The 22,469-nt window shown below is 61.2% G+C and carries 14 protein-coding genes; 8 read left to right on the top strand and 6 right to left on the bottom strand.

The annotated features are described in order from the left end of the window. The first annotated feature begins 644 nt into the window (after positions 1 to 644). Positions 645 to 4,007: a TM0106 family RecB-like putative nuclease gene (locus tag Pla108_RS20430; RefSeq protein ID WP_146446842.1), complete on the top strand. Its 3,363-nt coding sequence runs from the start codon at positions 645 to 647 to the stop codon at positions 4,005 to 4,007. Positions 4,008 to 4,049: 42 nt separating this feature from the next. Here Pla108_RS20430 and Pla108_RS20435 read toward each other — a convergent pair whose 3' ends face one another. Beyond that, positions 4,050 to 4,565 carry an RNase H family protein gene (locus Pla108_RS20435; protein WP_197526763.1) on the bottom strand — a complete coding sequence of 172 codons (516 nt, stop codon included), beginning with the start codon at positions 4,563 to 4,565 and terminating at the stop codon, positions 4,050 to 4,052. Between the two features lie 516 nt (positions 4,566 to 5,081). Here Pla108_RS20435 and Pla108_RS20440 point away from each other — a divergent pair. Together Pla108_RS20440 and Pla108_RS20445 are read left to right on the top strand one after the other, a co-directional pair. Further along, on the top strand, positions 5,082 to 5,396 hold the full coding sequence (locus tag Pla108_RS20440; protein WP_146446844.1) for a hypothetical protein: 315 nt from the start codon (positions 5,082 to 5,084) through the stop codon (positions 5,394 to 5,396). Positions 5,397 to 6,367: 971 nt separating this feature from the next. Further along, positions 6,368 to 8,905, top strand: a complete 2,538-nt coding sequence (locus Pla108_RS20445; RefSeq protein WP_146446845.1) for a hypothetical protein — start codon at positions 6,368 to 6,370, stop codon at positions 8,903 to 8,905. Between the two features lie 256 nt (positions 8,906 to 9,161). Here Pla108_RS20445 and Pla108_RS20450 read toward each other — a convergent pair whose 3' ends face one another. The 4 genes from Pla108_RS20450 to Pla108_RS20465 all read right to left on the bottom strand — a co-directional run bounded on the left by Pla108_RS20450 (position 9,162) and on the right by Pla108_RS20465 (position 14,028). Next, complete coding sequence (locus tag Pla108_RS20450; protein ID WP_146446846.1) at positions 9,162 to 10,523, bottom strand: formylglycine-generating enzyme family protein; 1,362 nt, start codon at positions 10,521 to 10,523, stop codon at positions 9,162 to 9,164. A 123-nt stretch (positions 10,524 to 10,646) separates the two neighbouring features. After that, on the bottom strand, positions 10,647 to 11,486 hold the full coding sequence (locus Pla108_RS20455; RefSeq protein WP_146446847.1) for a PEP-CTERM sorting domain-containing protein: 840 nt from the start codon (positions 11,484 to 11,486) through the stop codon (positions 10,647 to 10,649). A gap of 89 nt (positions 11,487 to 11,575) precedes the next feature. Then, the gene (locus Pla108_RS20460; RefSeq protein ID WP_197526764.1) at positions 11,576 to 12,814 is read right to left on the bottom strand and encodes a TlpA family protein disulfide reductase; all 1,239 of its coding nucleotides are present in this window, start codon (positions 12,812 to 12,814) and stop codon (positions 11,576 to 11,578) included. Positions 12,815 to 12,999: 185 nt separating this feature from the next. Next, positions 13,000 to 14,028 (bottom strand): DUF1559 family PulG-like putative transporter, encoded by a 1,029-nt coding sequence (locus Pla108_RS20465; RefSeq protein ID WP_146446849.1) that lies wholly within the window; start codon positions 14,026 to 14,028, stop codon positions 13,000 to 13,002. Between the two features lie 1,212 nt (positions 14,029 to 15,240). On the opposite strand from Pla108_RS20465, the gene Pla108_RS21140 reads away from it, so the two are divergent. The 5 genes from Pla108_RS21140 to Pla108_RS20490 all read left to right on the top strand — a co-directional run bounded on the left by Pla108_RS21140 (position 15,241) and on the right by Pla108_RS20490 (position 20,951). After that, on the top strand, positions 15,241 to 15,939 hold the full coding sequence (locus tag Pla108_RS21140; RefSeq protein ID WP_197526765.1) for a sensor histidine kinase: 699 nt from the start codon (positions 15,241 to 15,243) through the stop codon (positions 15,937 to 15,939). Beyond that, on the top strand, positions 15,927 to 16,712 hold the full coding sequence (locus Pla108_RS20475; protein ID WP_146446851.1) for a LytR/AlgR family response regulator transcription factor: 786 nt from the start codon (positions 15,927 to 15,929) through the stop codon (positions 16,710 to 16,712). The genes Pla108_RS21140 and Pla108_RS20475 overlap by 13 nt, the downstream gene beginning before the upstream one ends. A gap of 139 nt (positions 16,713 to 16,851) precedes the next feature. After that, positions 16,852 to 17,778 carry a PLP-dependent cysteine synthase family protein gene (locus Pla108_RS20480; RefSeq protein ID WP_146446852.1) on the top strand — a complete coding sequence of 309 codons (927 nt, stop codon included), beginning with the start codon at positions 16,852 to 16,854 and terminating at the stop codon, positions 17,776 to 17,778. 150 nt (positions 17,779 to 17,928) lie between these two features. Continuing rightward, the gene (locus tag Pla108_RS20485) at positions 17,929 to 19,830 is read left to right on the top strand and encodes a CRTAC1 family protein (RefSeq protein WP_197526766.1); all 1,902 of its coding nucleotides are present in this window, start codon (positions 17,929 to 17,931) and stop codon (positions 19,828 to 19,830) included. 80 nt (positions 19,831 to 19,910) lie between these two features. Continuing rightward, positions 19,911 to 20,951, top strand: coding sequence for a DUF2891 domain-containing protein (locus Pla108_RS20490; protein ID WP_146446854.1), 1,041 nt, complete (start codon positions 19,911 to 19,913; stop codon positions 20,949 to 20,951). 276 nt (positions 20,952 to 21,227) lie between these two features. Here Pla108_RS20490 and Pla108_RS20495 read toward each other — a convergent pair whose 3' ends face one another. Continuing rightward, a complete protein-coding gene (locus tag Pla108_RS20495) occupies positions 21,228 to 22,268 on the bottom strand; it encodes a tyrosine-type recombinase/integrase (RefSeq protein WP_146446855.1) in 1,041 nt (346 codons plus the stop codon). Positions 22,269 to 22,469 lie beyond the last annotated feature (201 nt).

Genomic DNA, 22,469 nt, shown 5'->3' on the forward strand with positions numbered 1-22,469 from the left:
GGGGCTTCGCCCCCGCCCCACGGCCTCTCAGCTTCCTGCTAACGGCTCACTCGGCACAGCTGCGCGCTGCACAATTCGGGCGCCACCGGGGCCCGCCGGGCGCTGCACTTTTCGACTGCCGATCACACTCTCGAACACGCCCGCATTGGCAAAGGTGGTAGAAGCGATCGGACCGAGGTGGTCCTTGGTGAGTTCAAAGAGGGCCATGGTTGCAGGGTTGGGGTGGAGGAGCGGTCGCCCCGATAGTAGCTACCCGATCGATCGAGAACGATCCTCTGAGAGTGACCACCCACAGCATGACCGGCCGGATCCGATGGTGGCGGAAGACGGTCGAAAAACAACTCTTGCCGCGAATCGCTCCGACCCGTTCTTGGATCGTAGTTCCCTGCAAGTTACGATCGGCTCCGGAACACAAGACGACAGACGCTTTATGCCATCCCCAAGGCGCCGCCACGCCAGTTCCTACTTGCGTCGTCGCCAACGGATGAACTACTGGCGTCTCACAATCTCTCCGACGCCTGCGAGATACCGGCTCTTTTCGATTCCTTCCGCAGTCGACAACTGGCGATGCGATTCGCGTCTTCGTAAGATTCCCGGCGGCGACCGCCGTCGTACTTCTCGAGGCTCCGAGACTTTAGGTCCTCATGGAACGACGTACGACGGGCCTGATGCTCTCGGCGACCGACTTGGCGAATCACCTCGCTTGTCGGCACCTCACACAGCTAGAACGCGGGGTTGCGGAGGGCGAGTCGAAACGCCCCTTCCGCAGCAACGATCGCTTGGAGACCTTACGCACGCTGGGTAATGAGCATGAGCAGAAGTACGTCGAGCACCTCCGCATCGAGGGTAAGTCAGTCCTAGAAGTCGCGAGTTCATCGGAACTCTCTCCCAATGAACAAACGCTGGCCGCGATGCAGTCAGGAGTCGATGTCATCATCCAAGCCCCACTCGAAGCGCCGCCTTGGCGAGGTCGATCGGACCTACTGATCCGAGTCGAATCGCCAAGCGATCTGGGTCCTTGGTCGTACGAGGTCGCCGACACCAAGCTTTCGAACGAAACCCGTGGCGGAACGGCTCTTCAGCTTTGCTTGTACTCTGACTTGGTCGGCGTCCTGCAGGGGAAACCGCCTTTACAAACCCACGTGGTCAAGCCGGGTGACCCCTTTGCGATCGAGACGCTGTGGCTCGATCACTACTGGGCCTACTACCGCCGGGTGCGGCAACGGTTGATCGACGACGTCGGGGCCTCCCCTGCCCCGCTGACCTACCCCGATCCGGTCGCCTTCTGTGATGTGTGCCAGTGGAGTGGCGAGTGCCGACGGCGACGCTGCGACGACGATCACCTGAGCCTCGTCGCGGGTGTGACGAAGCTCCATATCGTCGAGCTGACGGAGCGAGCGATCACGACGTTGGAGGCGTTCGCCGAAGAACCCAACTTGGATGCGAAGCCACTCAAGCGGGGCTCGCTCGACTCCCTGCGAGTCGCCCAAGACCAGGCGAAGATTCAGCTCAAGGGGCGTAAGAGCGGCTCACCCGAGATTGAGTTTTTGCGAACGGAGGCGGGGCTTGGGCTGAATCGCTTGCCGGAACCTGCTGCGGGGGACGTGTTCTTTGACCTTGAGGGAGAACGTCTCTCACCGGACGGCGGAATGGAATACCTCTTCGGTTACGCGTACGAAAACGGTGACGTGGCGATGGAGAGCCGCTGGTCGATGAACGCCAGCGACGAGAAAGCAGCGTTCGAGGGCTTCATGGATTTCGTGGGGGAGCGATGGGCCAAATGCCCTGGCATGCACGTCTATCACTACGCCCCCTACGAAGAGATCGCCCTCAAACGGCTCGCGACGAAGTATGCGACGCGCGAGAGGGAGCTCGACCGAATGCTCCGCTCGGGCCGGCTCATCGATCTGCATGCGGTAGTGCGACAGAGCCTGCGGGCGAGTGTCGAACGGTACTCGATCAAGGACCTCGAAGCCTTCTACGGGTTTGGGCGGGCGACCGAATTGCCGATTGCGAACCGGGCCTTGGCTCGGGTTGAAGCCGCGTCGGCTTTACGTCTCCCCGATCGAATCACCGATGAAGATCGCGAATCAATTGCTTCCTACAACCGTGATGATTGCCTTTCAACGTGGGCGCTCCGAGACTGGCTCGAACGGCTTCGTGACGAGCGGCTGGCGGCTGGCGAGACACTCGTACGACCGGAAGACTCAGCGGGGGACGGATCGGACGAGATCCAGGCTACCGACGAGGAGCTCGATCGTGTCGCCAAACGCCTCACCGCAGGGCTACCGGAGGATGAATCGGGCGATCGACATCCGCATCGGCTGCTAGCCAATCTACTGCCCTACTACCGACGCGAAGAGAAATGCGTTTGGTGGGACTACTTCCACCTTCAAGGGCTTGAGACAGAGCCGCTACGGCAGCATCAAGACGCGATTGCCGGGTTGCGATTCGTCGGCGTCGTTGGTGACGATCGAAAGCAGCGCTTTCGCTACGCTCCTCAAGAGACAGCAATCGAGGTGGGGGACAGTCTCTTCGAGGTAGGAGGAGGCAGGATCGGAACGGTCGACTCGATCGATCGTCCTCGGGGAGAGCTGAACATCAAGAAGTCCGCCGCGGCCACCGCGACTCGACCCCAATCCGTCTTTCGCCACAACTACATCCCAGCAGGCATTCTTGCCGAATCGCTGCTTGATTTCGGCAAAATGGTCGCCGACGCCACGGCGCCTCTGAAAGACGCCCGCTACGAGCTGCTGTGCAGGAACCCTCCCAGGCTGCGATCGCTTGAGCTGCCCCTGGAATCAAACCGCTACGGCGAGACGGTCTATGAGCTGGTTTCGGACCTCGATCACAGCGTGTTGCCGATTCAGGGACCGCCGGGGACCGGCAAAACTCACACCACCGCCGAGGCCATCATCCGATTGGTCGCCGAGGGTAAACGGGTTGGCGTCGCCGCTGTCGGGCATAAGGTAATTCTCAACGTCCTCGCCAAGGTCGCCGAGCTATCCGACGGAAAAACGAAAACCGCCCACTTCTGCAGTAGCAAGATCGACCTGCCCTCTGGAGTCCGTCAGCTCCGTAAGTTTCCGGAGGTTGAGAAGGCCCTCGTGGCCGAGACCGTGGTTGGCGGAACCGCATGGCTCTGGTCGAAACCCGATTGGGACGAGAACCCACTCGATGTCCTTTTTATCGACGAGGCGGGGCAAGCGTCGCTGGCGATGACCATCTCGGCAGGTCGCGCCGCCACGAATCTTGTGCTGGTTGGCGACCCTCAGCAGCTCGACCAACCCCAGAAAGGTTCCCATCCAGAAGGCGCCGACGCCTCGGCGTTAAAGCACCTCTTGGGAGGGAACGCCACCGTGTCGCCCGAGCGGGGACTGCTTCTTGAAGAGACGTGGCGGCTGCACCCGGAGATCTGCCAGTTCACGTCGGAGCTCTACTACGACGGAAAACTCCGCAGCCGCAGCGGGCTCGAAGCCCAAGTCATTGAGGGTGATTCGCCGCTATCGGGATCGGGGCTGATTTACCTGCCTGTTCCTCACGAAGGGAACCAGAACGAGTCAATCGAAGAGATCGAGGCGGTCCGTCGTGCCTACGACCTCCTTCTCGACGGCGGTCACCACTGGATGCAGAACGCTGGTTGGCCAAGTCGCCGCTTGGGGACCGACGACATTCTCGTCGTGGCCCCTTACAACCGACAGGTGAACGGTTTGCTCAGGGCGTTGCCCGATGGGGCTCGGGTGGGGACGGTCGATAAGTTCCAGGGACAAGAAGCGCCAGTCGTAATCTATTCGATGACGACTTCGTCGGCGCACGACGCCCCGAGGGGGATGGAGTTTCTCTACAGCCCGAACCGCCTCAACGTCGCGACCAGCCGGGCCCAGGCGTTAGTGCTACTCGTCGGATCGCCGCAGCTTCTTGAAGCCGACTGCAAGTCGCCCGAGCAGATGCGATTGGCGAACGGGATCTGTCGATTCGTCGAGCGGGCGCAGAGCGTCATGCTGTAGGAACACGACTGCTACGGCTATTTGGCACAGCGGAAGGGCCTATTAGTTAACGCAGAGTCTCCCATCGGAGCTGGAGACATTCGTACGTAAATCCTCCGCTAGGTTGGTAGTCGATCTCGCCTCAAGCGCAAGTTCCTTACACCGCTTGCGTTCGTCGCACTTCTTGTCGGCCTGACGCCAAGTGATCCGGCCGGTCTTGGCCCCGATCGCCGCCAGGAGTCGCTCCCATAAGTCAACGTTCTGGAGGGCGCCACCTTTCGCCGAGCCTCGACGCCACCCGTTCTGACGCCAGGCCCGCCAGCCTCCCCGCTGGAAAGCCTCGACCAGATATTGCTGATCGCTGTGGATGGTGATGAGATCGGCGTCGGGGCAATGGCGGAGTCCTTCAATGACAGCGATCATCGCCAGTCGCACACAGGTCGAATGACGGTACCCGCCCGACACCCTGCCGTTTTGCTGATCAGACGACCATGTCGCCGCGTACCCCCCCTGCCCTGGATTGGGGCTGGCCGATCCGTAGGCGTACAGATTGAGCGAGCTTGTTGATTCGACCGACATGAGCATTGTCTCGAGAGGGTGAAGAAATCCGAAGTCTCACCTCTCTACCAAGAATCCTCGGCAGTCTCTGTGTCGATCAATATAAACAGCTTGAACGGGCGACTCGACGGCGTTCCGGTACAACGCCGAGATGACCTGCTTCATTACCGGAATCAATGCAAAAGCCGTCTTGGATATTGGGCTGTACCACCCGATTCAGATGACCAACTCTTACGTCGCTCATGATGGGAAGTTGTTCGATCCGGCACGGTGGCGTTGGATTCTCGGCTTCGCTCCGCGACGTTAGGTAGCTTTGGAGACGGCGCACCGATCGAGTTGAGAAGCCTGACAAAGTCTTCGTCGAAAGTGACTAGGCGCGGCCCGACTTTATCGTTTCTCTAGTCATGCCTGTGACGATTTCGAATGTGATTGCGACCAGCTTCAGGCGACGTGGTCTCTTCGGCGTCTCGCATGCGACAAACCGCTCCGCGATTCTAAACACCTACGATAAACTAAATCCATAAAAAGGAGATCGTCATGCATCCTGCGACACACAGCTACAAGGCCATTGCTCTTATGATCGATCGAGCCGAGCGCTTACGACCCGCAATGATGGCGGATACTAAAGCACGGATTGATCACTACATCCGTGACAAGGACAGCTTCACCTCGACCGATTGTGGGAGGGAAGTTTTGAAAGCATCACCTTACTCAAAAGACTTTCAAGAATTCTTCGAAGGCCCAGACGGCTCTCGCAAAGCATTCGGAATCGTCCTTGGCAACCACCTCGGCGCCGGTTGGGACAAGACGGAAGGGCCGTATGGCCGTGCCAAGACCTACACTCGGCGGTGACCCGTGCCCATCACGCGATCATGCGCTACGCCATCCTTCGAAGCACGTCGACGCGACGACTCTTCACAATCCTATAACGGCCCTTTCGCCGACCTACAACGCCTAGGGCGTTGATAGAGGGCCGTGGCGTGTTCTGGCAAAATTTTGATCGAGCCGGAAAGGCGAGCGTCTTAGAAGGGCTTGTAAGGATTCGTGGTAATATCGACGCTGGGATACTCGCCTACTGGGTTGTCCGGCGAGAGAATGCTCCGATCGATGGATTCGATCGTGTGCCGCTCCCTGGAATGGGCGTGCCCTGGAGTCGATCCCATACAAAATTGCAGGCGGTGGAATCAACCTGGCTGAGTCGGATTATCGACTGGAGGACATCGTCTGACCGGTCCTCCAAGCTTGGCCGCTTGGTGCCGATCCGCCTACGCTCACGCTGCGAACCGATCGTCGGCGCTCGCGCGGATCGCTAGGAGCTCTGCGATCTAGCGCCAGCCAGCAAACTCACTGAGCCGGGCTGAGCTAGGCTTGGCGGTCGGCGATGCCCCGAACGTACCAAGAACTGTCGGGGCCTCAGCAGGTTTGGCTTCGAGCCGAGTCGTGCTGACCGATCGATCTCCGGCCGTTTAGCGCCAACAGAACGCCGCGTCTGGCTCCCCTGGAAATGCGGTCGGGGAGGACGACCTCAGCAGATCCAACCTTGCCTTTCGGCGCCTCGGTTGAGGCAACCTCGGTTAGTTGACCAGAGGCCGAAGCGACGGAATTTGAGCTGCGCCGACGTGAGTTTGGGGATGGCTCGGGCCCCACGGTCTCGCTTGTTCAGCAGTGGACGCCAAGTACCCGCTCTAGCACTGCCACGCGATTAGAAGTAGGGCCCCGGCCTTCTTTCATTGAGATCACCGGGTCAGCTTGCCATACTGGACTCCCCCTCCGGGTTGGTGGGTCCGGCAAGGTAACTGCTCCTTTTTCGTTAGGTCACCGCGATGAGACTTCCCACAGCGCAGACCCCGTTTACCCCCAGCTTTAGCCGGTGGGTCGCTCGCCGGGGCCGTCGCGTCCCACTAGTCGCCTTTGCGGCAGCCGCGCTCGCTCTGGCTGCCGGTTCGGCCAAGGCTATTACGTTTGATCTGGTCTATCGGGGCCCGAACTCGGGCAACCCGCACCCTGATGCGCTGAATCACTTCGTTGACACCGACGGGTCGCAGTTGATCGCTCACGTGGCGGAGGCAGCGCGGCGGTGGTCCGAAATCGTCCGTGATCCGCACACAATGCGGATCGAGTACTACTACGCCAACGAAGCCAACACCCCCGGCACTACGGCCACGGGCCCTTCCTTCGAGTCGATCGCCTTCAACAATGGGGCGAAGAACCGGACCACATTTGGCGCAATCCGAGTCTACAACCAGTACGACCTCTGGTTTGACCCGACGCCCGAGGACGACTCGGAGTACGACCTGAGTCAGAAGGTCGTGGATGACCTAACGTTCGATGAGGAGAAAGCCGGCATTACGCGCGGCGCGGGCGTCGGCGGGGTCGAAGTTGGTTACGAGGGCCAACGGGCGGGTGGGGCTGGCGGTGACATGCTGCGTGTCATGATGCACGAGATCGGCCATATGATGGGGATCACCAACTGGCTCGAACAGGGGGTCATCGAGGCCGACACCGACGGCGACTGGGATCTCCGGCCCAATTTGATCAGCGGCCGTGTCCTCGCGCTAAAGAACGATCCGGGTCAGCAATCGATGAGCCGATTCCACCCCGAGTTGGACTACACCCTCATGGGGGCTGCCACCGCGAACAGGCGGAAGTTGATCTCGCAAGCCGACGTGCTCGCCGCAGCGAACGTCGGCCTGTGGAGCGACATCCACTTCCCGCGGAAAAACTTCCTCGGTTCTAACGGCGGATCGCAAGATTTCCATGACGGAGCGAATTGGGTCGGCAACCGGGCGCCCGAGGCCGACGATCAAGTCTTCATCCGCAACGGGACGCGGGCCGTAATGACCTCAGACCTCCGCATGGAGTCGTTGCAGGTTGATCACAACAGCAAATTGGCCGTCTTCACGCCGCTGGCGCGTGTTACCGATCGGCTGACTATCGGCGGGGAGGGAGTATTCGGCCCCCACGACGGCGAGGTCTCGATCGGGCAAGGGGCCGGCCTGTACGCACGGAGCGTGCTGATCGAGTCGGGCTTCGTGAAGCTCGACGATTCCACGCTGCGTGAGACAGCCGGCGGGATCGAGAACTACGGACTGATCTTCGGGCACGGTACCGTGGACGTCTCAACGGTGCTCAGCAACCACGGCACGCTCCGCGCCGACAACGGCGACTTGATCATCACGGGGCCCGCCATCGCGAGCCCGATGATCGAACTCAGCGGCACGGCGCCATCACGAGGCGTGATCGAGGCCTTTGAGGGGAACATTCGAATCTACATCCACAATTCATCCGTCTTTCGCGGACGGATGACCATCCGCGGCGGCTATTCGATCGATCTCCACTCTCCGTGGCAGCTGCAGCCTGGCGCCGAGCTCGAGCTCCATGGCAACGGGGCTGGCGCCGCCACTCTGAAGGGGGCGGGAGTGAACCTCCGTTCGGATGTCGATGTCACTGGCCGCGCGCGGTTCGAGGCCGCCGTCAATCTTTCCAACGGTGGTCAGATCGACTTGGACGCGGGAGAACGCGTCGAGTTCGCGCGGGCGACCGAAGTGAACGGCGGCCGTATTGAAGGTGTCGGCCGGGTCGTCACGGAATCGGATTTCGAGTTGAATGTAGGAGTAATCCGCGTCGCCGAGCTGACGCTTGGGTCCACGATGCTCGTTTCGGGCGGCATCCTCGAAGCGGGTCTAATTGACGCTACCGGAGGATCGACCAACCTCGACGGGGGTCGGATCGAGTTCGGCGAGTACCGCGGCAAGCTGGAGCAGAGCGGCGGGACTCTCGTCGCCGCCGAATCGATGCTCGACGGGTTCCTCGACCAGACGGGCGGCGAGATCGCCTTCGAAATCGCGAGCGCAACCGACTTCGACTGGCTCGAGGTGAGCGAGAACGCTGTCTTGGACGGCGCGTTCCGTGTCGAGTTGGCGGGGTCTTACCAGCCGACCCTCGGCGAACTGTTCCCGGTCTTCCGATCGAAGAGCTTCGACATCGAGTCGCTATCGCTCACGGGGCCGGACGCCGATCAGTTCGAGCTGGTCGTCCACGAGTTCGGGGTCGCCCTCCGAGCGTCGCTGTGGGGGGACTACAACGGCGACGGCGTGGTCGATGCGGCCGACTACACGGTCTGGCGTGACGGCGACCCCGCCGCCGACGTTGATGGCGATGGGTTTGTTGACGATTTCGACTACAAGGTCTGGAAAGAGAACTACGGACTCGCTTTGCAGCCGGCCGAGTTTGCGTTGACGGTCCCCGAACCGTCGGAGCTTCTCTTGGCTTGTTTGACGGCGGCCGCGTGGCGGAAGCCCCGGGGCTGCCAGCTATTGGGTTTCCAACGCCGCGGTGAAACCGGCACCATGGACTGCTAAAATCCAAGCTCGGCGGACCTGATTCTCTCACCCATCCAAGCCGGGCGACACCGATGGCGAGCCAGCAGTCGTACTTCAAATCGCTGTTCCCAGCTTCGTCGGTTGGACCACCCGTTCGGAGTTGGGCCCTCCGGTAAGTCTCTGAGGTCTTCCGCCGGCTGCGAGACCGCTGCGAGTTAGCTTGAGCCCTTCGGCGCCGCGGGTGAGGCATCCTCGGCGAGTTCGCGGGGCAAAACTGTGCGGTTCAGTATAGGTTTCACTCGGCCCGTCGATCGCGAAGTCCTAGCCCGACCAGCAGCCCGGCGACTAAGAAACCGGAAGTGGGCTCGGGGATAGCGACCGACGCGGCCGGCAACATGGCGCCGAAGTTCGCGACCCAGGCGTCGTACTGGCCTTGGCCGATCACCCCGCCGACGGTGTCGTTGGGAAGCGTTCCCGCGGGAGCGTTAAAGTTGTCTCGCCAGGCGGTGTAGTCGGCCGCATCGACGATGCCGTCGTTGTTGAAATCCCCGGCGAGGACCTCCACCTGCGCCAGCCTCGCGATCCGTATGCCGTGGTAGTTGCTCGACAGGCTCGATGACCCCGCGGCGAAGAACTGAGTGTTCCGGTAGGCTGCCCCGCTGCCATCAGCGCCATTGAACCACGATCCGCCTCGAAAGACGGGGAGATCTTGGGCTGTGTTGAATTGATTGGGCCGGGAATTTTCAAGCCATTGATAGGAGTTCCCATCGACATCGTACAAGCCGTAGTGGCTCGTTGCCGACGAGTATGAGCCTACGGGGGTCAGGTGTACTAAGTCGTCGTCGAACGCGCCACCATTCTGCCAATAGGTGTCGCCGTTCGGGCCATCAACACCGTCTGTCTGGGCGTAGTTTGCGCTTGTCGTTCCGCCCGAGGGGCCTTCGACAACTGGTGCCGCGTTGCCGACGCCGTACTCGGTGTAGCCGCCAGCGCCGCCGTTGAGCGTGGGGTTGTAGTAGGCCGCCTTGTAAAACTCGTCGTCCGTCGGCAGGAAGATGGTTGAGCCTGGTTCCCGAGCCGGCATGGGATCGGAAGTCGTTGCCGGCAAGTTGTTGTAGACACCGCTCTCGGTGTCGCCGGCTCCTTGCCCGTTGCTCAGCCAGTTGACGAATCTCGCTGCGCTGACCCAACTGACCCAGGTCGCCGGGAAGTTCTCCTGGCCGGCCTTCGCGCCATACTTATTGCCGACGGCCGATCCTGCGTTGAACGTCAGAGCGCCTGTGAAGGCGTCCTTGGGCAAGAAAGAAACCGGATGGAAGAACGTGTCCATTCGGCTGTCAAACAGACCCAGGCTGTTCGTACCGTCCGGATCGACCGTATTGAGGAACTCGGCATACTGCGTTGCCGTAACGTGTGTTGTGGTGATTTCGTATGCGTAATCGACCGACCCGTAGCCGCTGGTGCCGTCACCCGTGCAGAACGTGCTCGGGCACTTCGTCATTGCCAGTGTGTCAGCGGCGTTCCCCACGTCTCCGATCGACGCCCAATCGAACGAGATCTGGGCTTCGGCGGACCGCGATACGGCGCATGCCGCCGCTAAGACGATCAGCAGACAGGCCCAACTGCAGGCGGCGGGCTGTTCTTTCCGATTGTCCATCGCGAAGCCTCCAGCGAGGTGTTGGCCGCCAGCGAGGTACCAGCAGCGTTGAGCCTTACGAACATCGCGAACCCGTGCGATGTGGCACGGGCTCGCGATGAGTCAGCTTTCCCGGACCGAAGGTCAGCGTATCCGACGACGTACGCTGCCACACACGAGCGTGGCACCAACGATGGCGAGGCTAGACGGCTCGGGGATCGCCGTGCCGGTGATCCGCACCAAGTCGTAGCGGATCTGGTTTCCACCGGCCGAGGTGCTGCGGATGTAGCCGGAGACCGTATCGTTGACGCCGTCCGTACCGGCAAACGACGAGACAAAGTCGGAACCCTGGGGGTCCCAAACCGCCGCGATCCGGTAGCCGAAGTCGGGGTTGTCGTCGGCAGCCGTACCAGCCGGGAAGGCGTACGACAGGTCAGACATGTATCCTGTGCCCATGGCGTCATCGATCAAGCCGTCGATCGTGCGGATGTCAATCAGGCCAGCCGCGTCGATGCTGGCCGTCCCGAACGGGCCGGTGATGCTAGAACCAGTTCCACCGGCCGGAAGCGAGACGAAGTCGGTCCCGTTGTAGGTGACTTCCATCTGGTAATAGCGGCTCGCCCGATATCCCTGCATAAAGTCCCAGGTGAGCGTTGGTGCGAAGAATCCCTCGGTGCTGGTACGCCAGGTAGCGTTGCGTGTCCCGGAGGCTTCGCCGATTGCGGGCCCGGAACGGTCTCCCGACGCGTTATTCAGGCCCGTGTTGACGAAGATCGGATTACTATCGTTCGGCGAGCCGGTCTGAACCGGCAGGGCACTGGAGAACGGAAAGAAGAATCCGCTGGAAGAACCAACACCAGTGGTCGCGTTGCCGGGGCTGCTCCCGGCGTTGTAGTTGAACTCGGCCAGAGTGGTCGCCATCGTGGGCGCCGCGAAGACGGCGCTCATCGCAAAGAGGGCAATGAACAGGAAAAATCGTCGCATCAGATCTACTCCCAGGAAATCAAAGTGGAACACTCACGTGTTGAAATGCCTGTAACTCCTACTCGCCTCCGACTTCCGCCAACCGCTACCTAGCCACCGGTCTGATCGCCTGAGCCGGTGAACTCTTCCAGGAGAGACTCGATTGCCTCATCGAGTTCCTCCCCCTTAATGTTCTTGAACCGTATAACGCCCTTGGGGTCTAGCACCAGAATCGTCGGGAAGCTGCGGATGTTGAGTGACTCTTGCAGCTCGCTATCCGTGCCGACCCACCAGTGATCCCAGGGCATCTCCGTGGTCTCAAGGAAGCTCTCAAGGGTCTCGCGTTCGGCGTCGCAACTCACACTGACGAGTGCAAATGGCTTGTCTCGGTAGCGCTCAACCATTTCCCGTTGATGGGGGATCATCGCCGCGCATGGGCCGCACCAAGTTGTCCATACATCAAGAACAACGACCTTTCCACGGTAGTCGGTAATGCTCTCGGCATCACCGCCGAGTTTCGCGCCAGAGACGTCAGGAAGAACATTGCCAACCGACAGCAGCCGGATCTCACGCACTTTGCCCTCGGCCCAATCACGAGCTGTGGGGCCATTCGGACGGGGGGTGATGGGGATGCCGTCAAGGTATCGATCGGCGGCCATTATTTCGGCGAGTTGCACCGCGAGATCGGCTTTCTCGCTCCTCTGTAGGGTGTTTACCAGGTTGATACCCGCTGATGCACGAACCTCGGGGTTGTGCGACTTGTTAAATAGTGCCGCGAGGAACTTGTCCGTCTCGGGGCCCTTGGGCCACGTCCTCAAAGCCTTCGCCACTTTAGGGTTGTCGGCGTGGTGTTCGAGTATCAACGCGTTGATGTCTACTCCCTTCGCGCCATCCTGAAACACCACCTTACCAAGCGTCTCATCGATGATTGGCACCTCAACGTACTTGCTAATGAAGAGCAGCGCGTCGAGGGCCGGCTCGTCGGTGGGATCGACAGCGATAATCTCAGCCACCAACCGCACGATCGGCCTTAGTGCTTTGGCTGAGGGCTTATGAATCTCCGCCGCGGCGATCTCGTCCGGGGTCTCGGCGAGCACCATCCGGTCGTAGTAGCCGATCGCGATGCGGTGATAGGTATCGATCAGGCGTTTGACTTCGACGACTCGATCGGGAGCAGCGGCGCCGGCGCCACCCCCCCCCGACGTTTTCAGCGCGAACTTGGGCTTGCCCGGCTTCCCAAGCGTAGCGACGCTCGGCTTCGAAGCCTTACCCAGTGGAGCCATCTTCGCCGTGGCGGGCGTCCCGAGCGGCGCGACGACCGGCTTGTCAGGGGAACCGAGGGGTTTCACCTTCGCGCTATCGGATTGCTTGCTGGCAGAGCCCGACGGTGAAGACAAAGCCGCTGCTGGAGCGGGCGCCTGATCTTGCGACCAGCCCGGCATTGCGATGCATACGATGGACGCTGCAGAGAATACGATCAGTGACAGATGTCGGGTCAAGGTGCTGCTACCTATGAAAGCGTAAGAGTTTGATGCTATTCGAGTCTGGCGAAACGGGCTTCGGCACCGGCCGGCGTGACCGTCGCCCAGAGGACGTCCGGCTCAACCGAGTCGGATATTGACCTCGTGCTGCCGTCGAGCAGCACAACATTCAGGACACCTGGATGGATGCTTTGCAGCAACCGGCCATCCGCAGCCGCCGGATCGGGGCTGGATTGGATCGGGGGATCGACGGCATCCTCGAGTGCGTTTGGCGCCAGCGTATCGTAATCGCGACTCCAAACTCCCGGAACAGAACTCGCGGGCCGGTTGGTCCGGCCGATCTGTGCTTGCGAGCCAGGCTGGCCGATCCTGATGCCGTAACAAACGTCGGTGCCGTTGCACGGGTGGGCGAAAGTCGCCGCGGACGCGTTCCGGTTGGGGTAGGAGCTGACACGAGTGATCTCAGCGGAGTCGTTGACCGCGGTACGGGTGTAGCTCTCGACGAACGCGATCGTCTTGGACGTGCCATCGACAACCTTCCGGAGGCTCGGATCATTCGAGAAGAGGACCCCATTGGAGAGATAAGTCGTCTCAACATTGGCGCCCGCAGCCAAGTCAGCCGAGGGGTCGCTAGGGCAGTTGTAGAGTGGGACGTAGAAAAAATTGAGCGTTGAGGCGCTGCCGGTGTACAAGCTGCGAAGACTCTCGTCCTCGGTGTACGCCATCGTCTCTACGTGCAGTGACCGCGGAATTGTCTCGGCCTTTGTCTTGCCTGGTGGCGTCGGCGGGTAGTTGCTCAACGCATCGGGGAGCGCGTCACCCTGGGTTGTTGCAAAGTTCATCACGGCCAACGCCATCTGTCGCATCTTGTTGATGCAGGTCGTGCGCCTGGCGGATTCGCGAGCGGACTGGACCGCAGGCAATAGCAAGGCGACCAGGATTCCAATGATCGCGATGACGACCAGAAGCTCAACCAGCGTGAAGCCCGCAGAGACCTGAAGGCGTTTCGCGACCCGCGTGTCTCCCGGACCATGCGTTGAATCGAGCGTCGCCAGACGAAGAGCCTTCAGCCTCGGAGCCATTGCCCGACTGCAAGGCGGTATCCGGGTGCCGTTTGTCGTCTTGCTGACGTTTGCGGTTTGGCTCAAAGTCACAACTCACTCGTCTTAAGCGAATCGAATATCAACCACCTCAGCCGCGCCCAACGCCTCGGCCACTTCCGAAGCACCCCTCCGCATGGCCTGAGACGTCCAACCAGAGCACACGGCGTCGTTAGCGAGCGTACGCAGATCGAATGGGGTCAGCAATAAGAAGGCGATGCCTATTGAGTGTTTTCAGCGTTTCTGCCTCGCTCCGCGACCACTCGTCCCACAGGAGAGCCGCTCGTCACGCCGGAGGACAGGGGCACCGAATGTCGAGGCCATCGGACACGAACAAGCCCACCGCGAGTCGCCCGCTACGCGTCAATCTCGTCGTTGTTACGGCGTGCCCTGCTCGCTACCCTCAAGAGGTCACGCGAGAGAACAAGTGCCCGCTTGCTCCCCTCCCATTCCACTTCCACGGCCTTGCGATGATCGCGCATCGCGAACCCAGGGTGCTCTTGCTGAATTGCAACCGACTCCACTCGACTAGCGTTACCGCAGCCCCCCAGAGCATCTATGGCAGTCGGTGGCAACGGCTGCTCTCAGGTCATTTGGCGTCCACGTACTTAGAGAGCAAGCCTCCAAAGCGAAAGGCACACGGTCATGATTAGCTTTGCGCGAGCAGACCGGGACCTGGAAGATCAGCCCGACAACAAGCACTATCTCTTGGTTCTCGCTGCGATTGGACTTGTGCAGCTCGCTCGAGTTCTCGGCAACTCTTGCCGTTTATTCGTTTTCATGGTGGAGGAGACCGAAGGTAATTTCGTCCCCTCGCAGTGGTGGACCGCGTTAGATATCAGCTCGTGCTTCTGGCTGGGGATCGCCCCGTTGCTTGCCATGGGGATTGTCCGGCACAAAGCCCCGTTCCTAAGGAGCGTGTTGGTACACCTTGCCTTGGTCACCGCTGGACTGCTGATTGCTGGAACCGTCGTTCACCGAGTCGGCTATGCCCAATCCGTCGCTCGCGAGCAGATTCGGGGGCTAGCTCCGGTAAGCTCTGCTTCCGCGACTCGGGACCAGCAAGAGCCCTCGGTACGGACGAAACCGATCCGCGTTCGGCATCTTCAGGCGTACGAAGACGCGCCCGCTTTCCCGACCTATGGCGTCCGCTACTGGGTCGGTCAGTCGGTCATTGGGCTGACCGACTATACCATGATGGCTCTTCTCGGCTACGCGGTTGTCTTCTTCCGTCTGAGCGAGCAGCGGTCGCAACAGGCCGAGCGGCTGCGTGCGATGTTGGTTCAGACCCGCCACGATTCGCTATGCAACCGCCTGACGCATCACTTCCTCTTCAACACGCTCAACATGATCAGCGCTCAGACGCTGACCAACGGTCGTGGCGCCAGGACCTGCATCAGCCAACTTGGGGAGCTCCTCCGCGCCTCGATCGATTCCTTGCCCAAGGGGGAGGTCCGGCTCGATGAAGAGTTGCGGAACCTCGACATCTACTTGTCACTGCAGCAGTGCCGCTTCGGGGACAAGCTGGAGTACTCGATCGACGTCGAGCCAGGGTTGGAGCGGGCCTTTGTCCCGGCGTTCCTGCTGCAGCCGCTCGTTGAGAACTCGTTTGAGCATGGTTTCCGCGATCACAGCAGCGTCGCGAGAATCGGGGTTGCCGTTCGACGCGACGATCAGTTCTGCCGAATCGAGGTGCTCGACAACGGCGCCGACATGAACGCCGATCTGACGCTTCAAGAGAGATACGGCCTGGGAGTTACCCGAGAAAGACTCGACCTTCAGTATGACCGCGCGGCAAGCATTCGGTTCGAGCCAAACCAGCCAAGCGGGCTGCGGGTCTCGATTCTCATCCCCTATCGGACCGAAATGGAGCCCACCGCGTGTCGCAACTGAGGTTGTTCAAGGCCCTTATCGCCGATGACGAGCCACTCAGCAGAGGCTATCTGCGGGCGTTGGCCGAACTCGATGACCGATTTGAGGTAGTCGCTCTCTGTGACAGTGGGTTCGCAGCAATCGAGTACGCAGAAGATTCGCCGCTAGATGTCGCCTTCTTGGATATTCGTATGCCTGGGCTCGATGGCTTCCAGGCAATGGCAAAGATGCAAGGTGCCAATCCGCTTGTGGTCTTTGTCACGGCCTACAGCGATTATGCGGTAAAGGCCTACGACTGCGGCGCGTTCGATTACGTCACGAAGCCGATCGACCCTGCGCGATTCGCGGAAACTCTCAATCGCTTGAGCGACCGTCTGCTAGAGCGAGACGCTGCGCAGGCTGGCGCCGCGACCTACGCAGCTCGTCCCGCCCCCAACTTTCAAGCTTCGGAAGAGAAGCGTGTCCTTGCCGGGGTTCGCCAAGACGTGGTCTTCTCAGAATCCGAGATCGAGGTGATCGAAAGCCAAGGCAACTACGTCAGCGTGCGCATCAACGGCGAGTCGGTCCTTGTGCGGCAATCGCTCGACAGCTTCTGTCGTCTCTTGGATTCACCATCTTTTATGCAGGTGCATCGGTCATTCGTCGTGAACTTGGTATACGTTCGGGCGATCCGATACGAGAAATCCGGCACGGCAGAGCTCGATCTCGCAGGCGGTTTCGTCGTCCCCGTCAGTCGCCGTCATCGCAGCGCAGTCGCTGAATTACTTCGTTCGACGCTCTCGCGAGAGCCCTAGCCGCGACAGGTCGCTCTCGCGTTATCCCTGGCATGTGCCATGGGTTACGCCGTCTCCAGCCTCCTTCCTATATCGCTGACTCGACATGACAAGTGCCGGCCCGTTACTTGTTCCCCCCCCAACTACTGGCACGGGCGCGATGCACGCTCCAACCCTACGGCACTGCTATGCGACCGAGCAGATCGTCACGCCCCTGGTTCCCGTGCAACTGTCCCCGAGCGAACCGACGATCTGGTGCAAGCTGGAGTATCACAATCCAAGCGGGTCAACGAAGGACCGGATTGCACGGTTTATCTTGGGCAAGGCAGTCCGCTCTGGTCAGCTCCGGGCCGGCAGCGAAGTAGTCGAAGCGTCGAGCGGATCGACGAGCATCTCTCTAGCCCTGATGGCCGCGCAGTTCGATCTGCGTTTTCTAGCCGTGATGCCGGAAACCGTAAGCTCCGAGCGAATCAAGATGATCAAGGCCTTCGGCGCCGAGGTTCGACTCACCCCACCAGCCGAAGGTGTCGCCGGGGCAATCGCCGAAGCCGCCCGCCACACCGAGGAGCGGGGCGCCTTCGCGACGGATCAGTTTGCCAACCCGGATAACCCCGCGGCCCATCGACATCAGACCGCCGCGGAGATCATCGCCCAAGTCCCCGCTCGCACCGTCGATGTCGTCGTCAGCGGGGTCGGCACCGGCGGGACCCTTGTCGGTCTTTACCAAGGGTTTTGTGACTTCGGGTGCCGACCCGTCCCCGTCGTCGCGCGACCAACGCACTGCACCGGCGCCTACGAGGCCGAGTGCTCCAGTTTCAGCGCGAGGATACCCGGCGTGGTTGACTGCCTGTCAACGATCTTTCGGGAGGCGGACTTGGCGGATCGCGTAGCGATCGACATCGATGACGAGGAAGCCCTCGAAACGGCACGACGGTTGATCCGGCACGGATTCCCCGTAGGCCCGAGCTCAGGACTCAACTTCGCCGCAGCAACGCGGGCCGCCCGCGAATTACGCCCCGACGGCGTTGTCGTCACTGTGTTTCCAGATCGTATGGAAAGGTATTTTTCAACTCTACTCTTCGACTGACCCATCAAAGAATGACGAACTAGTTGCTAGGCCGCGTTGCTGCAAATACGGTTGCGTTGAGAGCTGCCTTACCCCGAGTTGTCCTTCCTATCTGGCGTCTGTATGCCTGATCGGCAATCCAACTTGAAGTCACGACCTCCGGAGAGATTCTTGAGCAAGTCGAATCGTCGCACAGCTCGTCGGTTGCTCGCGGGACTCCTGGGCATGGTGGGATCGCAGCCGTGCTGCGCTGTTCAGTTCGCCGACGTGACGATGTCAGCAGGTCTGACGCACACGCAATGGGACCTTCCAGCGACCGACACCGACGCAATCCAACACATGGCGGGCGGTGCGGCAGCGGCGGACTTCGATGGCGACGGCTGGGTCGATCTCTTCTTCACGCGGATCGATGCACCGGACGTCCTCTATCGCAACTTGGGTGGCGGGGTTTTCGAAGACGTCAGCACTGCGGCGGGTTTCACGCACGCCATGAATACGAACGGCGCGGTATGGGGCGACATCGACAACGACGGCGACGCCGACCTGTACGTGACGACGCTACTGGACGCCACCTTCCGCAACCATCTCTACATCAATGACGGGCTGGGGGGATTCTCCGAGGAGGCGGTCACTCGGGGAGCGGACCTGACGGACGCTCAGTTCGTCAACGGGTTCAGCGCTACGCTGGGGGACTACGATAGCGACGGCTACCTCGATCTCTACACCACGGAGTGGGGCACGGGCTTCGGCGCCGGCAACTCGCGGCTGCTGAGAAACTTGGGGGCGAATGCACCAGGACACTTTGTCGATCAAACGGTTGCGGCCGGCGTCGATGTCAGTGTTGGCCACCCGGCCAGCCAGTCTTTCGCTTTCGCTCCGTCGATCGTCGATGTGGACCGCGACGGCCATGCCGACTTGGTCGTTGCCGGCGACTTCGGCGGCAGCCGCTTGTTCTGGAACAATGGCGACGGGACTTTCAAGGACGGAACCGTCTCAGCCGGCGTGGGGACGGACGAGAACGGCATGGGATCGGCGCTCGGCGACTACGACGGCGACGGAGACCTCGACTGGTTCGTCTCGTCGATCTACGAGGAGGGAGGTGCCTGCGGCGGGCTGCCGGTCTGCGGGTGGGGTGATTCTGGCAACCGGCTCTTCAGCAACAACGGAGACCGCACCTTCACGGATGCGACCGACACCACCGGTGTCCGTCAGGGAGGATGGGGCTGGGGATCGGCGTTCCTCGACTACGACAACGACGGCGATCTTGATCTAACGCACACCAACGGCGTTGATTTTCCGTTCGAGTCGCGAGACGCTCCTTTCGTCAACGATCCGACCCGCTTCTGGGAGAACAACGACGGCGCGTTCACCGATGTTGCGACGCAAGTTGGCGTCAATGACGCAGATCAAGGGAAGGGGCTTCTTACACTGGACTACGATCGCGATGGCGACCTGGACCTGCTGATCGTGAACAACGCCGGTCTGCCGATCCTCTACGAGAATCAGGGAGGTAACCAGAACGACTGGGTTCGCGTCCGGGCGACGGGGACGGTCAGCAACGCCGATGGTATTGGCGCTCAGGTGACGGTGATCCGGGACGAATCCGACCCTGAGGACCTCCTCTACCACGAGATCAACGCCGGCAGCCACTACCTGGGGCAGAGCGAGGCGATCGCTCACTTCGGACTCGGAGACCACCCCGAAGCGATCGACCTGATCGTGATTGAGTGGCCTGCCAGTGGTGCCGTGCAGGTCCTCCGAGATCGATCACCGAATTTTCTCTTTTCGGTCGTCGAACCTCTTCCCGGCGACTTCAACGCCGATGGCAACATCGACGCCGCCGACTACGCAGTCTGGCGTGACGGCCTGGGAAGCATCTTCGACTATGGGCACTACGCGACATGGAGATCGCATTACGGAAGCCGATCGACGCTACCACCCGCAACTGGCAATGCCGTGGTTCCAGAACCGACAACGTTGCTTTTGGTGTGCCTCGTCCTGAGCTTTCATCGAGCCAGTTCGCGCGCGTTTACGCACGAACTGACAATCGACTCGCCATGCACCAATTCTTGACGACGATGTCCTATCGACTGCTTTGCCTCACCCTCGTAGCCGTCGGCAGTTGGCCATCGGAACTCACCGCGGAGTGTCCCATGCCAGGGAACCGACTTACCGACGAGCAAGTCGCTTCGTTTGCTCGCCTTGCGATCGAGGGGATCCCGCGCGAGTTCCCCAACAAGCCGTCGAATGTATTAACCGGACCCGAGTCGGTGCTCGAACCGCGGCAGATCCATCCGGTGTTCTACGGTAGCTTCGACTGGCACTCCTCGGTCCACGGCCACTGGATGCTGGTTCGCCTAGCCAAGACCTCCCCTGACGCGCCGGTCATCGAGGAGGTGCGTGAGTTGCTGCACCAGCAGTTCAAGGCATCCGACCTAGCGGCAGAGGCCGCCTACTTCGAGAAGCCATCCAACAAGAGCTTCGAGCGGATGTACGGCTGGGCATGGGTCTTGCGGTTAGCAACCGATCTGCGAACGTGGGACGATGCCGACGCACGTGGCTGGGCAGCGAATCTGAAGCCTCTAGAACAGCAGATTGTCTCGCTCACGAAGGACTACCTGCCGCGGCTTACCTATCCCATCCGAACCGGCGTGCATCCCGACACCGCGTTCGCTCTGGGCCAAACCCTGGACTACGCCCGGACCGTCGGCGACACCGATCTCGAAGCCACGGTCGTTGGTTACTGCCGCGAGAAGTACCTCGCCGACCTCGACTACCCACTCCGGTACGAGCCCTCGGGCGAGGACTTCTTTTCCGCCGGATGGAACGAAGCCGACTTGATGCGTCGCGTGCTTCCAGCTGAAAAGTTTGTCGAGTGGCTGACCGACTTCTTGCCGAGGCTGCCTGACGAAAAATCACTTGCGGCCAACGCGTTGGTGCCAGCAGTCGTCTCGGACGTGACGGACCCCAAGCTTGTCCATCTCGCCGGTCTCAACTTATCACGCGCCTGGGCACAGAACGGGGTCCTCGCCGCGTTGCCCGACGGCGATCCACGCCGCCCGCTGCTTAAGCGGTCGGTGGCGGCCCAAGCACGGGCAGGGCTCGACTACGTATTCAGCGGTCACTACGAGGGTGAGCATTGGCTCGCCACCTTCGCGGTTTACCTGCTAACGCAAGTGGGTGCGCCCCACTGACGACGTCGAGCGGTGACTTTGCCTCACCTGCTGGCGATTCAGCCCTCTGATGGGCAAGAATACCGGGAGGCGTAAGTGACGAACCGAGCCTCACACTGGCCAGGAACGGCACCTTGCCACCAATATTTGGTGGCTGCCAGCTGCAGATTGGCGGTTTCCGTAGCCGCCGAAGTTGGACCAGTTTCGGCGAGTTCCGGCCACGGCGAACCCGCGTCGGTCTAGCTTCAGCGACGACACCTCCGCAGCTGATCCAGGAGGTGCCGCCGCGGCCAGATGCTACGCCTGCGGGAACCTCCTCCGGCAACAGGGGCATTCTCCGTCGAACCCGTGCGTCAGGGCGGTGAACGCTGTCGGCTGTGGCAGCGACATGATCGCCTTGAAGGCGAGCGGATCCCTGTGAGCATAGTGCCGGTAGGTCACTCCGCCGACCGAGTGCCCGAGGATCTCGATCGACGACTCCGGCATGTGCTCGTCGTAGTAGGTCGCACAGGTCTTCCGGAGGTCCTTCAGAACCCACAGCTTCTCCTCACCGGTCTCGACGTCCTGCTTCGGCTTGACCCCGGCGAGCCGGCAGAGCCTTTGAAACTGCTCGTTCGGCCGCGAGCTACCGCAGCAGAAGACCGGCTGGTCCATCGTCACTTCGTCGGACCGTAGGCTCTTGAGGTGCGTCAGCACGACGCGGTTCATCGGGCGGTAGAACTGCTTCTTCGTCTTCACCCGGCGGTAGTACAGCCAGCCGTAACGACAGTCACGTCCCTGGCCATTCGGCGGCCCCGGCCGCCAGCAGACGTGACGCCAGAGGATCGGCTCGTGGAACGAGGCCAGCTTGAAGACCGTCCCCGTGTCGACGCCGTAGTTGAAGAAGACGACCAGAGCTGCCCGCCAGTAGTGGCCAACCGATAGCGATCGCTTCCAACCTCGGGGTCGCTTCAACGCGTAGGTCGCGAAGTAAAGCGCATTCAGGTCAGCTTTGGTCAGGTAGTGGCGTCCGGCGACGTCCCGCTGCGGCTTGGGCTTGGGCAACCGCGGGAGCTTGTCGAGGTAGTCTTGCTCCCAGGCCCACGACAGGATGGCCCGCAGATTCTCGCGAGCCTTGTTCGCCGTGCGTCCGGCGTTCGATCCGCCGTCTTCGGCGGCCTTCTCGTAGACCCAGTCGAAGAACTCGCGGAGGTCGGAGCGGCTAATCTGATCGACTTTGGGGCCTTGGCCCCAGGCCAACCACTTGGCGACGGTTCCTCGGTACTCCTTGCAGGTGCCCAAGGAGAGGGTCTTGGCGTTGAGGTATTTGACGGCGACTTTCTCGAAGCTGATCGACATGCTGACGGCTCCAGGCCGGCGGCGTCTGATTCCGTTCCTGGCTCCGCCCGCCGCTAGCCTCGCTCGGCTTCCTGCAGGACCTCCTGTCGCTCGGTGGTAGGATCGGCAGCCTACGCTAGCTGCACAGATGGCTCCAGATTAGTCCGCCGGCGGGCCAAGTGTGCAGTTCGGCGAGCGGCCAAACTCGCTGAGAGTGAGGCA

The organism is Botrimarina colliarenosi, assembly GCF_007859955.1.
GTDB classification, from domain to species: domain Bacteria; phylum Planctomycetota; class Planctomycetia; order Pirellulales; family Lacipirellulaceae; genus Botrimarina; species Botrimarina colliarenosi.